A 15,114-nucleotide genomic window follows, 5' to 3' on the forward strand; every position below is an offset into this window, starting at 1 on the left:
GCACGATAGCCGTTCTCAGTCGCGCCGGTCGAGCAAGTTGACCACCAGCCGGTCCAGCCATCCCCACACGCGCTGCTTCACCCGACGCCACAGCGGCCGGGCATGCCAGTGGTCAAGGTCGACCACCTCGCTCAAGGCAAAATCGCGCTCGAAGCTGGCCTGCACGGCAGCCGTCAACGGCGGGTCGAGTGCCTCGATGTTGGCCTCCAGGTTGAAGCGCAGGTTCCAGTGATCGAAGTTGCACGAACCGACACTGACCCAGTCGTCGATCAGCACCATCTTCAAATGCAGGAAGCACGGCTGGTACTCGTAGATGCGCACTCCGGCACGCAGCAATCGGGGGTAATAACGGTGCCCGGCGTAACGCACCGAAGGGTGGTCAGTGCGCGGTCCGGTCAACAGCAAGCGCACGTCGACGCCTTTGCTGGCGGCGCGGCGCAACGACCGGCGCACGCTCCAGGTCGGCAGGAAGTAAGGCGTGGCCAGCCACACCCGCTGTTTGCCACTGTTGATCGCCCGTACCAGCGAATGCAGGATGTCCTGGTGCTGGCGGGCGTCGGCATAGGCCACCCGGCCCATGCCCTGGCCTTGCACCGGCACCTTGGGCAGGCGCGGCAGGCCGAAGCCCTCGGCCGGGCGCCAGGCGGTGCGGCGGTTGTTGGCTTGCCACTGGCGGTCGAACAGCAACTGCCAGTCGCTCACCACCGGCCCTTGCATCTGCACCATCACCTCGTGCCAGGCGCTGGTCGCCTCACCTGGCGTCCAGAACTCGTCGGTGACGCCCGTGCCGCCCACCACCGCCCAGCGTTCGTCCACCAGCAACAGCTTGCGATGGTCGCGGTACAGGTTGCGAAAACCCCGCTTCCAGCGCAGGCGGTTATACCAGCGCAAGTACACCCCGGCCTCCAGCAGGCGCTGGCGCAACGCCGCGGTAAAGGCCAGCGAACCATAGTCATCGAACAGGCAACGCACCCGCACGCCGCGCCGTGCCACCTGCTCCAGCGCCTCCACCACTGCCTCGGCACACGCACCGGCCTCGACCAGATACAGTTCGAGGTCGACCTGGAACTCGGCGCGCAGGATCGCCTGGAGCATGCGTGGAAAGAATTCGGGGCCGTCGATCAGCAGTTCGAACTCATTGCCATCCCGCCAGGGGAAGACCGGCCCCGGCATGTCAGCGGGCGTTGAAGATCAGTACCGCATTGACCGGTACCGACGGGTTGATGGATTTTAGTCTGGCGAACTTGCGCAGGCTTTCCAGCCCAGGCAACAGACCAAAGTCCGAGGCCCGTAGCACCAGCGGTTCGAGGGTCACCACCTGGAAGCGCCGCTCATCCAGGCGGGTGGCCAGCAGCAACGCGTTGTAGCTGTGCGATTGGCCGTGCAGGGTGACGGTCAGCGGCAGGCGCAGTTCGATCTGCGCACCGTCGGCCAGGTCGTTGATCGGCCGCAAGTCGATCTGCGCCTTCACGCTCGCCTCGGCGAAGCGCTCTACCTCGAACAGGTTGTCGCGCATCTGCTCGTCACGCAGCGGGATGCCGCTGCTCACCGAGTCCATCTCGATGCTCAGCGCAGCCGCGCCCTTGCGGTTGACGCTGCCGTGCAGCACCAGAAAACGATGCACCTCGGCGGTATCACCGTTCTTGCCGGTGACGAATGACAAGCGTGATGACTCACCATCGAGGTGCCAGTTGGCGTGGGCGGGCAGGCACAAAGCCAGCAGCAGGGCAGGCAGAAAACGGGGCAGCTTGAACATGACAGGTCTCGTGAAACTTGACCGTCAACCTTACCCGCCCGCCCTCATGGCAGCAAGCGGCAGCCGGCCTGCGCGCCCTGCCACGCCGCCTGGTTGCGCTGGCCGAGGCCTTCGGCGGTGACCCGCCGTTGCGGGCCGTCTTCCTCCAGGCGGCTCAGGGGCAACCATTGCTTCACATAGCCCCGGCAATAGGCCTCGTCGAAGCCCATGACGAAGCGGCACGAGCAGTACTCCTTGGCCGAATAGGCCGACAGGATGCTCGGGAAGTCCGCCAGCGCCTGGCGCTCGAGCCAGGCCCAGCCGAGCAAGGCGACGATCACCAGCAACAGCACGCGCTTCATGCGCCCTCCTTGGCCAGCGCCGCCAGCACCCGCTTGAGCAGTTCGTTGTGGCGGTAGCTGCCATCGCGGTCATCGGCATAGCGCACGATCAGCAGTTTCTGCGACGGCACGATATACAGCGCCTGGCCCCAGTGGCCAAGCGCAGCGTAGGTATCGGTCGGGGCGTCGGGCCACGGTGTCGGGCTGCCCGGCAATGGCAGGTTGAGCCACCAGTGGCCGCCCGGGTTGGCTTCGCCGGGCATCGCGGCGGCCAGGGTAAAGGGTGTGCGGTTGAAGGCAACCCAGCTCGGCGGCAGCAGCTGGCGACCTTGCCAGCGGCCATCGCGCTGCATCAGCAAGCCGATGCGCGCCAGGTCCCGGGCACTGAGATAGAGGTAGGAAGAGCCAACGAACGTACCTGCACCGTCGCGTTCCCAGACCGCGCTGTCGATGCCCAGCGGGGTGAACAGCGCCTGCCAGGGGTAGTCGGCATAGGTGCCGGCATCGAGCATGCCGCGCAAGACGGCTGCCAGCACGTTGCTGTCGCCACTGGAGTAGAGAAAGCGCTGGCCGGGCTTTTCAGCGCCGGCGCGGGCGGCGGTATAGGCCGCCATGTCGTCGCGCCCACGGGTATAGAGCATGGCCACGACCGAAGACTTCAACGGTGCGTACTCGTAGTCTTCCTGCCAGTCCAGGCCGCTGGCCCAGTGCAGCAGGTCGGCCAGGTGCACGTCAGGATGGGCCTGCATCGGCGGGTAGAAACGTGCGGCTGGGTCCTGCAGCTGGAAACGGCCTTCACCCTGGGCGACGCCTAGCACGGTGGCCAGCACGCTCTTGCTGACCGACCAGGTCAGGTGGGCAGTATTGGCGGTGGTAGGGGCGCTGTAGCGTTCGTGTAGGATGCGACCGTCGCGGATGATCAACAGGGCGTCGGTGCGGATGCCGCTGCGCTCGCTGGCGTTGCGTTCGGGGAAGGCGTAGGTGTCGACGGCTTGCCAGTCGAGAGCGGTATTGTCGATTGGCCAGTCCGGTTCGGGCCAGACTTCGGCCCAGGCGGGCATGATGGTCAGGCCAATGATTGCCAACAGGGTCTTGATCATGGGGCATGCCTTGTTGGGGCCGCTTCGCACCCCATCGCAGGCAAGCCAGCTCCCACATGTCCAGCGCAAGCTTGAAGCATTGCACCGTCCTGTAGGAGCTGGCTTGCCTGCGATGGGCTGCAGAGCAGCCCCAGAATCTAAAGGATCACGCAGTCTTGCAGACTTTCATGACAACCCTGCTGCCAACCAGGCCTTGGCCAGGCGCTTTTCCCGCGCCGCAGTGGCCAATGCCAATACCCCCTGATCCCGCTGCCACAGCTGCGCCCATTGCTCCGGCCCTGCCAGCAGCGCCTTGTCGATCGCCCCGCGCAGTTCCTGAAACTGCGAGAACAATCCCCCCAGCAGCAGGTGGCAGCCGACGCTGTCGGCGCACTGCCGGCTGCCCTCGGCACATCCTGCCAACAATCCTAACAGACGCAAACGCAGCTCCTGCGGCCAGCCGCACTCCTGCCCCACTCCATACAACCAGGCCGTCAGCGCCGCGAGCACGTACAAGTCCTCCAGCGAGCGGAACGGTTTGACATAGGCATCCCAACCATCGCCAGCCAGCAGCTCACAGGCCGCATCCTGCAACTGCAATCGACCGTGCCCTACCTCGGGCATCAGCGGCAGGGTCGGCAGTGCCTCCAGCGTCACCCCGGCCTCCCCCGGGTAAACCACCGCCAGGCTCAGCCGTGGCGCTTCACCCAGCGCTTCGCTGCGTGCGGCCACCAGTAGCCACTCGGCATCCAGGCCGGCGGTGACGAAATCCTTGTTGCCGTTCAGGCGCAAACCGACCAGCCGGGTATGCATGTCCGCCGGCCGCACGCTGCGCCGCTCGGTGGCGCACAACGCACCCAGGCAGGCAGGCGCACTGGGCCAGAGTACGCGCAAGGCGGCCTGGTAACCGATGAGAAAGGCCAGGCCCGGCGTGGCCATGGCGCGCCCGCCCAGCACCGCCAGTTCGAACGGGGCAACCGCGCCAAGGCGCTCGAGTTGAGTGGCATAGGTCTCGCCCAAGGTGCCGGCCAGCGGCTGGCGGAGAGGGTCGTTGAGTCGTTGCAACCAGGCCATCGGATGCTCCTTCAAGGGGGCTGTTCTGGGGTGTCATGCAAGCATCACCAAAGAGTCACAGGGGTGACACCGCGCCTACCTAGGCTGACTTTGCACAACAAAGCCGACCGGCCGCAACCCTTCATGGCTGGCTTATGGAGACTCGTAATGACTCGGATCGCTCACTCTGGCGACAACAGCACTGAACGCCGTCTGCAAGCCGAACGCCTGGTCGGCGCCGCGGCCCTGCAGGAAGCCCAGGCCCTGCGCTACAAGGTGTTCAGCGCCGAATTCAAGGCCAAGCTCAAAGGCGCCGAACTGGGCCTGGACATGGATGACTACGACGTACATTGCCGCCACATCGGCGTGCGCGACCTGAGCACCGGCGAGCTGGTGGCCACCACCCGCCTGCTCGACCACCAGGCCGCCAGCAGCCTGGGGCGTTTCTACAGCGAAGAAGAATTCAGCCTTCACGGCCTGCTGCAACTGCAAGGCCCGATCCTCGAACTGGGCCGTACCTGCGTCGCCGCCGACTACCGCAACGGCGGCACCATCGCCGTGCTCTGGGGCGAACTGGCCGAAGTGCTCAACGAGGGCCGCTACAGCTACCTGATGGGCTGTGCCAGCATCCCCATGCAGGACGGCGGCGTGCAGGCCCACGCCGTCATGCAGCGCCTGCGCGAGCGCTACCTGTGCACCGAGCACCTGCGTGCCGAACCGAAGAACCCGTTGCCCAGCCTGGCCCTGCCGAACAACGTCATCGCCGAAATGCCGCCGCTGCTCAAGGCCTACATGCGCCTGGGCGCGAAGATCTGCGGCGAGCCGTGCTGGGACGAGGACTTCCAGGTGGCCGACGTGTTCATCCTGCTCAAGCGCGACGACCTTTGCCCGCGCTACGCCCGCCACTTCAAGGCAGCGGTCTGATGCCTGGGCTGCGGGTGCTCGCCCGCCTCGCTCGGCTGCTGCTGGTGCTGTCGCTCGGCATGCTCATGGCTGGCGTCATCGCCGTGGGCGAACGCCTGGGCATCAAGGCGTCCATCGAACTTCGCCAGCGCTGGTCGTGCTGGTTCATGAAGCGACTGGTCGGCGCCCTGCCCTTCGAGGTGCGGGTGATCGGTGAACTGCCACAACGGCCGATGCTGTGGGTCAGCAACCACGTGTCCTGGACCGACATTCCCCTGCTCGGCATGCTGCTGCCGTTGTCGTTCCTGTCCAAGGCCGAGGTCCGCCACTGGCCGGTGGCCGGCTGGCTGGCAGAGAAGGCCGGCACGCTGTTCATTCGCCGCGGTGGGGGTGACGGCCAGCGCCTGCGCGAACAGATCAGCGACCAACTAGGGCAGGCCCGGCCACTGCTGATCTTCCCCGAAGGCACCACCACCGACGGTCGCCAGCTGCGTACCTTCCACGGTCGTCTGCTGGCCGGGGCCATCGACCAGGGCGTGGCCGTGCAGCCGGTGGCCATTCAGTACCTGCGCAATGGCGAGGCGGACCCGATTGCGCCGTTCATTGGCGACGATGACCTGGTTTCACACCTGATGCGCTTGTTTGCCGAGCCACGGGGTGAGGTGTGCATTCACCTGTTGAAGCCGATTGGCAGCGTCGCGAAGGAACGTGCGGCGCTGGCATTTCAGGCGCAGCAGGCGATTCACATGGCGTTGTTCGGCGTCGAGGAAGTCGCGGTGGCTCCAAGGCGTCAAGCGCGCGCGGCTTGATTCATCTATTACCTTTACTGGCCTCTTCGCGGGCAAGCCCGCTCCCACAGGTACATCACAGTTTTCGAGCCTGTGGTCTTCCTGTGGGAGCGGGCGTGCCCGCGAAGAGGCCGGTTCAGCCAGCACAAGGCTCAGTTATCAGATAGCCTTCCTGCCGCCGCAAACACCTGCAACTGTGGATAGAACTCGCGAAAATCCGCCAGCAACGGCTCATACAACCGCTCCAGCTCATCCATCACTCCAGCCACGCCTTCCGGCCGCGACAAACGCCGGGCAATGCCGTTGAACACCTGCTCCAGCGTGGCGAAATCGCCATACGCCCCCAGCCAGTCATCCGCCGCCATGAACGGCGCAATCCGCGCCAGCCGCCCCGGTAGCTCAGGCTCGGCCAGCAGCACCCGATAAAAATTTCCGGTGAACTGCACCAGCGGCTGCTCGGCGTAATCCCCCCAGTGCCGCGCCAGGCAATGGTCGAAAAACACATCCAGGACGATCCCGGCAAAACGCCGCCGCTCCCGCGGAAATCGCGCCAGCGCCGCCAGCACCAAGGGGTGCTGGTCGGTGTAGCTGTCGATATGCCGGTGCAGCCGGATCGCCGCCTCCAGCGCAGGCGGGAAGCGCCCCTCCAGCGAGCCTTTGACGAAGTCGCCATACAGGCTGCCGAGCAGTTGTTGCGGCGCCGGGCCGCCCAGGTGCAGGTGTGCGAGGTAGTTCATGGACGCAGTCTAGCACCCCCATCGCGTATATCGTTATAACGCGATATAGCGATTCGTGCTCAGCTCAGAACCTCTTCATATTTGTATATCGCGAAATACCGATGTACGTTTCGCCCTATCGCGATATACCGCTACAACACGAGCCTCAACCCATGCCACTCGATCTCGACGAAATCATAAAAGCACTGGCCCATCCGGTCAGGCGAGAAATCCTCAGCTGGCTGAAAGACCCGGCAACGCAATTCCCGGACCAGTACCACAGCACCGAAAACGGTGTCTGTGCCGGGCAGATCGACCAGCGCTGCGGGCTGTCGCAGTCGACCGTGTCTGCCCACCTGGCCACCTTGCAGCGGGCCGGTCTGATCAGCAGCCAGAAGGTCGGCCAGTGGCACTTCTTCAAACGCAACGAAGCCACCATCGAGGCGTTCCTCGAACAACTGCGCCAAGCGCTTTGACAAGGCAGGTAACCGTCATGACCACGCTTTTCGATCCGATCCAACTGGGCGACGTGCAACTGCCCAACCGCATCATCATGGCCCCGCTGACGCGCTGCCGCGCCGATGAAGGCCGCGTGCCCAATGCGCTGATGGCCGAATACTACGTGCAGCGCGCCAGTGCCGGCCTGATTCTCAGCGAGGCGACATCGGTCAGCGCGATGGGCGTCGGCTACCCCGACACCCCCGGCATCTGGAACGACCAGCAGGTACGTGGCTGGAACAATGTCACCAAGGCCGTGCATGGTGCTGGCGGGCGCATCTTCCTGCAGCTGTGGCACGTTGGCCGTATCTCCCACCCCAGCTACCTCAATGGCGAACTGCCGGTGGCGCCCAGCGCGATCCAGGCCAAAGGCCACGTCAGCCTGGTGCGCCCGCTGAGCGATTACCCGACCCCGCGCGCACTGGAAACCGAAGAGATCGCCGACATTGTCGAGGCCTACCGCAGTGGTGCCGAGAACGCCAAGGCCGCCGGCTTCGATGGCGTGGAGATTCACGGTGCCAACGGCTACCTGCTCGACCAGTTCCTGCAGAGCAGTACCAACCAGCGTACCGACCGCTACGGCGGCTCGCTGGAAAACCGCGCACGGTTGCTGCTGGAAGTGACCGATGCGGCCATCGAAGTGTGGGGAGCCGGCCGCGTTGGCGTGCACCTGGCGCCACGCGCCGATGCCCATGACATGGGCGATGCCGACCGCGCCGAGACTTTCACCTACGTGGCGCGCGAGCTGGGTAAACGCGGCATTGCCTTTATCTGCTCGCGGGAGAAGGAAGCCGACGACAGCATCGGCCCGCTGATCAAGGCGGCATTTGGCGGGCCGTACATCGTCAACGAGCGCTTCGACAAGGCCAGCGCCAATGCTGCATTGGCGGCGGGCAAGGCCGATGCGGTGGCATTTGGCGTGCCGTTTATCGCCAACCCGGACCTGCCGGCGCGGCTGGCGGCGGATGCGCCATTGAATGAGGCACATCCAGAGACCTTCTATGGAAAAGGGCCGGTCGGGTACATCGACTATCCACGCCTGTAATCGAGATTGCCGGGGCCGCTTTGCGACCCTTTCGCGACACAAGGCCGCTCCTACAAGGGAACGCGATCACCTGTAGGAGCGGCCTTGTGTCGCGAAAGGAGGGCAAAGCCCTCCCCTGCAATCTCAGGGCCGGGAGTTGATCTGCTGCTGCAGGTTCTGGATCTGGCTCTGCAGGGTATTGAGGTTACGCGTGGTCTGCCCGCGGAATGCATCGAACTCCTGCACCGTCGCCCCGCTCGACGAGGCCGAACGGTTTTCCATCTGCGTCTTGAGCACCAGCACATCCTGCTCCAGGCTTTCCACAGCAGCCTTCTGGTTACCCTGCTTCTTCAGCGCGGCCACTTCATCGTTGAGGTTCTTGAGCTGGCCATCGAGCTTGCCGCCATCCACCTGCCCCGACTTCAGTGCCGCCAGCTCACCGTTCACGGCCTTCAGCTGTGCCTGCAGCTGGGTCTGCAGTTCGGTCACCGCCTTCTGCTGCTCACGGGTATCGGCCAGCACCTGCTCCAGGCGCTTGCCCAGGTCACCGGCCTGCCCCGCCACACCTTGCTGCTGCTTGCCCTGCTCGGTCAGGCTGGCCTGCAACTGACGGATCTGCAGCTTCAGCGCTTCACTGCCCGTGGTACTCGACGACTCGCTGGCATCGACCTTGCCGCTGATCGCCTGCAAGCGCCCGGCAGCTTCTTCGCTGATACGTGCAAAACTTTCCTGGGTGGCCACCAGTTGCTGCTCCATCAACGAGATCTGCTGGAAGCTCCACCAGCCCAGCCCCGCCAGGGCGATGAACGACGCTCCCAGCAATGCCCACAGTGGCCCGGTGCTGGCCGGCCTGGCGGCCTTCTGGCGGCTACGCGAGACGTGCGCGGGCAGCAACTCGTCGTCATCTGGGGTACCCGCCCGCAAGGTGGGCACATCATCGAAATCGTCGTTGGCATCGTTACGCATAGGTGGCTTCAACCGCGGTGGTAGCAAAGAGACATGAGTATAAACCGCTCACGCGGCGCACTGATGACCATCATCTGCAGATCTGGTTCACTGCCCCAGTGGTTGATGCTTCCACCAGGCACAGAATTCATCCAGCGCGGTCCACAGGCTGACCTTGGGCTGGTAATCCAGGTATTGGCGGGCGCGGCTGATGTCCAGGGTGAAATCCCGGCTCATCACCTGCATGCCCAGGCGTGACAAGGTCGGCTGCGGGCGCCCGGGCCAGAGCATGCAGGCCGCCTCGTTCAAGGCGGCCAGGCTGTAGGCCAGGCCGTAGGAACGGTAGCGGGTAACTTGCGGCAGCTGCATCTGGCGCATCACGTAGTTGACCACGTCCCATAGCGGCAGTGGCTGGCCGTTGCTGATGTTGTAGGCCTGGCCCAGGGCACGGTCTTCGGCGAACAGCGCGCTGAGCAATGCCTCGTTGAGGTTGTGCACGCTGGTGAAGTCGACCTTGTTCAGGCCGTTGCCGATGATCGCCACACGGCCCTTGCGCTGCATCTGCATCAAGCGCGGGAAGATGCTCGCATCACCGGCCCCGGTGACGAAGCGAGGGCGCAGCGCCAGCACTTCCAGGCCGAACTCCTGGGCACCGAACACTTTCTGTTCAGCGATATGTTTGGTTTGCGCATAGTGATCGTGAAAACGGCGTGGCACCTGGTCTTCGCGGATACCCAGGCGTGAATGGCCGTTGAAGTAGATCGACGGCGACGACAGGTGCACCAGGCGCCGCACATGCTCCTTGAGGCAGCCCTCGACGACGTTTTCCGTGACCACCACGTTGCCCTGGTAGAAGTCCTGGTAACGCCCCCAGTTACCCACGGCACCCGCGCAATGCACCACGGCCTCGACACCCTGGCACAGCCGGCGCGCCAGCTCAGGGTCACCCAGGTCGCCAGGAATGAACTGTGCGCCGCGCTTGACCAGGTGCTCCACGCCTTCGGCACGCCGGCCGCTGACCCGTACAGCCAGGCCCTGCTCCAGGGCAAAGCGCGCAAAGCGCCCGCCAATGAAGCCGCTCGCGCCGGTGACCAGAATTTGCATGTATGACTCCGCCTTGATTTCAGATGCAACAGACGCCAGCCGCTGCTACAAGGGCACCAGCCAATGCCGTGCCGTGTGCCGCAGGTGTTCGGTCAGTTGCGCGAGCAGGTGCCCGCCGTTGCGCCAATGATGCCAGTACAACGGCACATCGATGGGTGTATCGCTGCAGATTTCCACCAACTGGCCATTGGCCAACTGTTCACGGGCTTGCAACTCGGGCACCAGGCCCCAGCCCAGGCCGGCCTCGGTCATGCGCAGAAAGCCTTCGGACGAAGGGCACAAGTGGTGCAGGAAACCATCCTGAATCCCCAGCGAAGCCAGGTAACGGTGCTGCAGGAAATCGTCCGGCCCGTAGACAATGGCCGGCGTGCGGGCCAACCGTTGCGCCGCGAAACCCTGCGGGAAATACCGCGCCATGAAGCCTGGGCTGGCCAACGCCCGATAACGCATGGCCCCCAGCGGCAGGCTGCGTGCGCCAGCCACCGGCCGCTCGCTGCCACACAGGCAGGCTGCCACTTCACCCGCACGCATGCGCTTGAGGCCGACCTCCTGGTCTTCCACCACCAGGTCGGTGAGCAGCTGATGCTCGGCGCAGAATGCCCCCACCGCGCCGGCCCACCAGGTCGCCAGGCTGTCGGCATTGAGGGCAATACGCAGGCGCTCGGGCATGCCCTCCTCGTCCAGTGCCGGCACCTGACGCTGCAGGTCGCGTTCGAGCAGGCGCACCTGCTGCACATGGTTGAGCAACTGGCGGCCGACCTCGGTCGGGCTCGGCGGCGTGGCGCGCACCAGCACTGGCTGACCCACCCGCGCTTCGAGCAGCTTGATGCGCTGCGAAATGGCCGACTGTGACAGCCCCAGCACCTGCGCGGCACGTTCGAAACCGCCTTGCTCGATCACCGCCGCGAGGGCAGCCAGCAGCTTGTAGTCGAACATCGATTTTCCTAATGACAGATCAGCTTTATTTGTTTTTCTTATACAGCCTCACTCGCCACAATAGCCAGCATCTTGTTTGGAGTATTCGCCATGTGGCAAAGCTATCTCAACGGCATGCTGGTGGCCTTCGGCCTGATCATGGCCATCGGCGCACAAAACGCCTTCGTCCTCGCCCAGAGCCTGCGCCGCGAGCACCATTTGCCGGTGGCGGCGCTGTGCATCGTCTGCGACGCGATCCTGGTGGCAGCCGGCGTGTTCGGCCTGGCCACGGTGCTGGCGCACAACCCGACGTTGCTGGCGATCGCCCGCTGGGGTGGCGCGGTGTTCCTCATCTGGTACGGCACCAAGGCCCTGCGCAGCGCCTTTTCCAAGCAGAGCCTGCAGCATCAGGAAGGCCAGGGCATGCGCTCGCGCCGGGCGGTGCTGCTGAGCGCGCTGGCGGTCACCCTGCTCAACCCGCACGTGTACCTCGACACCGTGCTGCTGATTGGCTCGCTGGGTGCTCAGCAGACTGTGCCTGGTGCCTATGTGGCGGGCGCCGCCAGTGCTTCGCTGCTGTGGTTCTCGACCCTGGCGATCGGCGCCGCGTGGCTGGCGCCATGGCTTGCACGGCCAGCGACCTGGCGGATGCTCGACCTGATGGTGGCAGTGATGATGTTCGCCGTGGCGGCGCAGCTGATCTTCAATTGAAGGCCGCCGGTCGGCGGCCGCCAACCGCTCTGGAACCTCTATTCCCTATCTTTGTTGCGTGGTTATGCGCCGGGCCCGGTGCTATGATCCAGCCCTTGCGTCGCAAAGAGTACAAACTCGCCGACGTACATCGGGCCGCCCGTGATCGGCCTTGCGCAAACCGCAAACAGACCTGAATCAGGAGATCCACCATGGCTTTTGAATTGCCGCCGCTGCCGTACGCCCACGATGCCCTGCAGCCGCACATCTCCAAGGAAACCCTGGAGTATCACCACGACAAGCACCACAACACCTATGTCGTGAACCTGAACAACCTGGTCCCAGGCACCGAATTCGAAGGCAAGACCCTGGAAGAGATCGTCAAGAGCTCTTCGGGCGGCATCTTCAACAACGCCGCTCAAGTCTGGAACCACACCTTCTACTGGAACTGCCTGGCTCCTAACGCCGGTGGCCAGCCGACCGGCGCCCTGGCTGATGCCATCAACGCCGCTTTCGGTTCCTTCGACAAGTTCAAGGAAGAGTTCTCCAAGACTTCGATCGGCACCTTCGGTTCCGGCTGGGGCTGGCTGGTGAAGAAAGCTGACGGTTCCCTGGCCCTGGCCAGCACCATCGGCGCCGGCTGCCCGCTGACCAGCGGCGACACCCCGCTGCTGACCTGCGACGTCTGGGAACACGCCTACTACATCGACTACCGCAACCTGCGTCCGAAGTACGTCGAGGCGTTCTGGAACCTGGTCAACTGGAAATTCGTTGCCGAGCAGTTCGAAGGCAAGACCTTCAAGGCCTGATTCATTCAGCCCTGAACGAAGAAACCCGGCCATGTGCCGGGTTTTTTTATGTCTGTGCCGGCCTCTTCGCGGGTAAACCCGCTCCCACAGGGATGGCTTCGACATCACAGGCGGCGCAGTACCTGTGGGAGCGGGTTTACCCGCGAAGAGGCCGGCACGGTTTTGCTTGCTCAGCGCGTATAGCACGCTAACATCAACCGTCTGGAAGTTTGATACCGCGCACTCAAGTTGCAGGGTCGGGCAACCGATACACTACCCAAGGTCGGCCGATAGTGTATTGCCAACAGTTAATGGCAAAATGATGTCATGCGCATGGATTAAGGAAACCCCATTGAAGCTGGAATTGCGGAACAGCTTATCGGTCAAGTTGCTCAGGGTCGTGCTCCTTTCGGCGCTGGCGGTCGGCGTTGTCCTGAGTTGCGCGCAGATCGTCTACGACACCTACAAGACCCGCCAGGCCGTCAACAACGACGCCCAACGCATTCTCGACATGTTCCGCGACCCCTCTACCCAGGCGGTGTACAGCCTCGACCGGGAAATGGGCATGCAGGTGATGGAAGGCCTGTTCCAGGACGAATCGGTGCGCATGGCCTCGATCGGCCACCCCAACGAAACCATGCTGGCGGAAAAGTCCCGCCCTCTGCAGGACATGTCGATGCGCTGGCTGACCGACCTGATCCTCGGCCAGGAACGCACCTACACCACCCAGCTGGTCGGCCGTGGCCCTTACAGCGAGTACTACGGCGACCTGAGCATCACCCTCGATACGTCGTCCTATGGCGAAGACTTCCTGATCAATGCGGTGATCATCTTCATTTCCGGGGTGCTGCGCGCCCTGGCCATGGGCCTGGTACTGTACCTGGTCTATCACTGGCTGCTGACCAAGCCGCTGTCGAAGATCATCGAGCACCTTACCCAGATCAACCCTGACCGCCCCAGCCAGCACCAGATCCCGCTACTCAAGGGCCACGAGAAGAACGAGCTGGGTATCTGGGTCAATACCGCCAACCAGCTGCTGGCCTCGATCGAGCGCAACACCCACCTGCGCCACGAAGCCGAGAACAGTTTGCAGCGCATGGCCCAGTACGACTTCCTCACCGGCCTGCCCAACCGCCAGCAACTGCAGGAGCAGCTCGACAAGATCCTCGCCGACGCCGGCCGCCTGCAGCATCGCGTGGCCGTACTGTGCGTAGGCCTGGACGACTTCAAGGGCATCAACGAGCAGTTCAGCTACCAGACCGGGGACCAACTGCTGCTGGCCCTGGCCGACCGCCTGCGCGCCCACAGCGGGCGCCTGGGTGCCCTGGCGCGGCTGGGTGGCGACCAGTTCGCCCTGGTCCAGGCCAATATCGAGCAGCCTTACGAAGCGGCGGAGCTGGCCCAGAGCATCCTCGACGACCTGGAACTGCCTTTCGGCCTCGACCACCAACGGATCCGCCTGCGCGCCACCATCGGCATCACCCTGTTCCCCGAGGACGGCGACAGCACCGAGAAGCTGTTGCAGAAGGCCGAACAGACCATGACCCTGGCCAAGGCCCGCTCGCGCAACCGCTACCAGTTCTACATCGCCAGTGTCGACAGCGAAATGCGCCGCCGTCGCGAGCTGGAAAAGGACCTGCGCGAAGCCCTGCCGCGCAACCAGCTGTACCTGGTCTATCAACCGCAGATCAGCTACCGCGACCACCGCGTGGTCGGGGTCGAGGCCTTGCTGCGCTGGCAGCACCCGGAGCTGGGCATGGTCCCGCCCGACCAGTTCATCCCGCTGGCCGAACAGAACGGCAGCATCATCTGCATCGGCGAGTGGGTACTCGACCAGGCCTGCCGGCAGTTGCGCGAATGGCACGACCTGGGCTTCAGCGAACTGCGCATGGCGGTCAACCTGTCCACCGTGCAGCTGCACCACAACGAGCTGCCACGGGTGGTCAACAACCTGCTGCAGGCCTACCGCCTGCCTCCGCGCAGCCTGGAGCTGGAGGTGACCGAGACCGGCCTGATGGAAGACATCAGCACCGCCGCCCAGCACCTGCTGAGCCTGCGCCGTTCCGGGGCGATGATCGCCATCGACGACTTCGGCACCGGCTACTCGTCGCTCAGCTACCTGAAGTCGCTGCCGCTGGACAAGATCAAGATCGACAAGAGCTTCGTCCAGGACCTGCTCGACGACGATGACGACGCCACCATCGTTCGCGCCATCATCCAGCTGGGCAAGAGCCTGGGGATGCAGGTGATCGCCGAAGGCGTGGAAACCGCCGAGCAGGAAACCTACATCATCGCCCAGGGGTGCCATGAGGGTCAGGGCTACCACTACAGCAAGCCGTTGTCAGCCCGCGAGCTGACCAACTTCCTCAAGCAAGCCCAGCGCAATCAGGTCTCCGCGCTGTAACGCCTGCCCCTCCGTTTACCGGCCGTGACGCGCATTTACATGAATTGCGCGCCCGCCCCCTTTACAGCAAATGCAAATCTTTCGCATGATGTTGCCGTTTCGCGTGCCACGGCGCACGGCCTAACCCCTTG

The 15,114-nt window shown here is 64.2% G+C and carries 16 protein-coding genes; 7 read left to right on the forward strand and 9 right to left on the reverse strand.

Features of this window, described 5'->3' with window-relative positions:
- Positions 1–15: 15 nt before the first annotated feature.
- From J7573_RS02025 to J7573_RS02045, 5 genes are all read right to left on the reverse strand, one after another.
- Positions 16–1,173 carry a phosphatidylserine/phosphatidylglycerophosphate/cardiolipin synthase family protein gene (locus tag J7573_RS02025; protein WP_294324855.1) on the reverse strand — a complete coding sequence of 386 codons (1,158 nt, stop codon included), beginning with the start codon at positions 1,171–1,173 and terminating at the stop codon, positions 16–18.
- 1 nt (position 1,174) lies between these two features.
- Positions 1,175–1,756, reverse strand: coding sequence for a YceI family protein (locus J7573_RS02030; protein ID WP_294324856.1), 582 nt, complete (start codon positions 1,754–1,756; stop codon positions 1,175–1,177).
- A gap of 44 nt (positions 1,757–1,800) precedes the next feature.
- Complete coding sequence (locus J7573_RS02035) at positions 1,801–2,097, reverse strand: amidase (protein ID WP_294324857.1); 297 nt, start codon at positions 2,095–2,097, stop codon at positions 1,801–1,803.
- On the reverse strand, positions 2,094–3,176 hold the full coding sequence (locus J7573_RS02040) for a serine hydrolase (RefSeq protein WP_294324858.1): 1,083 nt from the start codon (positions 3,174–3,176) through the stop codon (positions 2,094–2,096). The genes J7573_RS02035 and J7573_RS02040 overlap by 4 nt, the downstream gene beginning before the upstream one ends.
- Before the next feature lie 165 nt (positions 3,177–3,341).
- On the reverse strand, positions 3,342–4,229 hold the full coding sequence (locus tag J7573_RS02045) for an acyl-CoA dehydrogenase (RefSeq protein WP_294324859.1): 888 nt from the start codon (positions 4,227–4,229) through the stop codon (positions 3,342–3,344).
- A gap of 147 nt (positions 4,230–4,376) precedes the next feature.
- Between J7573_RS02045 and olsB the strand changes: the two genes are divergently transcribed.
- Complete coding sequence (olsB, locus tag J7573_RS02050) at positions 4,377–5,132, forward strand: L-ornithine N(alpha)-acyltransferase (protein WP_159409011.1); 756 nt, start codon at positions 4,377–4,379, stop codon at positions 5,130–5,132.
- Positions 5,132–5,920 carry a lysophospholipid acyltransferase family protein gene (locus tag J7573_RS02055; RefSeq protein ID WP_294324860.1) on the forward strand — a complete coding sequence of 263 codons (789 nt, stop codon included), beginning with the start codon at positions 5,132–5,134 and terminating at the stop codon, positions 5,918–5,920. Before olsB ends, J7573_RS02055 begins: the two co-directional genes overlap by 1 nt.
- A 131-nt stretch (positions 5,921–6,051) precedes the next feature.
- Here the strand turns inward: J7573_RS02055 and J7573_RS02060 are convergent, their stop codons facing one another.
- Positions 6,052–6,636 carry an ACP phosphodiesterase gene (locus tag J7573_RS02060; protein ID WP_294324861.1) on the reverse strand — a complete coding sequence of 195 codons (585 nt, stop codon included), beginning with the start codon at positions 6,634–6,636 and terminating at the stop codon, positions 6,052–6,054.
- Positions 6,637–6,788: 152 nt separating this feature from the next.
- Between J7573_RS02060 and J7573_RS02065 the strand changes: the two genes are divergently transcribed.
- Both J7573_RS02065 and J7573_RS02070 read left to right on the forward strand, forming a co-directional pair.
- Positions 6,789–7,091, forward strand: a complete 303-nt coding sequence (locus tag J7573_RS02065) for a helix-turn-helix transcriptional regulator (protein ID WP_054885082.1) — start codon at positions 6,789–6,791, stop codon at positions 7,089–7,091.
- A gap of 17 nt (positions 7,092–7,108) precedes the next feature.
- Positions 7,109–8,158: an alkene reductase gene (locus J7573_RS02070; protein WP_294324862.1), complete on the forward strand. Its 1,050-nt coding sequence runs from the start codon at positions 7,109–7,111 to the stop codon at positions 8,156–8,158.
- 123 nt (positions 8,159–8,281) lie between these two features.
- Here the strand turns inward: J7573_RS02070 and J7573_RS02075 are convergent, their stop codons facing one another.
- From J7573_RS02075 to J7573_RS02085, 3 genes are all read right to left on the reverse strand, one after another.
- Positions 8,282–9,103 (reverse strand): ATPase, encoded by an 822-nt coding sequence (locus J7573_RS02075; protein WP_294324863.1) that lies wholly within the window; start codon positions 9,101–9,103, stop codon positions 8,282–8,284.
- 87 nt (positions 9,104–9,190) lie between these two features.
- Entirely contained in the window at positions 9,191–10,186 is a 996-nt protein-coding gene (locus tag J7573_RS02080) for an NAD(P)-dependent oxidoreductase (RefSeq protein ID WP_294324864.1), read from the reverse strand.
- 45 nt (positions 10,187–10,231) lie between these two features.
- Positions 10,232–11,122: a LysR family transcriptional regulator ArgP gene (locus J7573_RS02085; protein WP_294324865.1), complete on the reverse strand. Its 891-nt coding sequence runs from the start codon at positions 11,120–11,122 to the stop codon at positions 10,232–10,234.
- 90 nt (positions 11,123–11,212) lie between these two features.
- Here J7573_RS02085 and J7573_RS02090 point away from each other — a divergent pair, with 90 nt between their 5' ends.
- From J7573_RS02090 to J7573_RS02100, 3 genes are all read left to right on the forward strand, one after another.
- Positions 11,213–11,812 carry a LysE/ArgO family amino acid transporter gene (locus tag J7573_RS02090; protein ID WP_294324866.1) on the forward strand — a complete coding sequence of 200 codons (600 nt, stop codon included), beginning with the start codon at positions 11,213–11,215 and terminating at the stop codon, positions 11,810–11,812.
- Between the two features lie 191 nt (positions 11,813–12,003).
- The gene (locus tag J7573_RS02095) at positions 12,004–12,600 is read left to right on the forward strand and encodes a Fe-Mn family superoxide dismutase (RefSeq protein WP_294324867.1); all 597 of its coding nucleotides are present in this window, start codon (positions 12,004–12,006) and stop codon (positions 12,598–12,600) included.
- Between the two features lie 331 nt (positions 12,601–12,931).
- Complete coding sequence (locus J7573_RS02100) at positions 12,932–14,983, forward strand: bifunctional diguanylate cyclase/phosphodiesterase (RefSeq protein ID WP_294324868.1); 2,052 nt, start codon at positions 12,932–12,934, stop codon at positions 14,981–14,983.
- Positions 14,984–15,114: the final 131 nt, after the last annotated feature.

It is taken from the genome of Pseudomonas sp., from assembly GCF_017744435.1.
In the GTDB taxonomy this organism is placed as follows: domain Bacteria; phylum Pseudomonadota; class Gammaproteobacteria; order Pseudomonadales; family Pseudomonadaceae; genus Aquipseudomonas.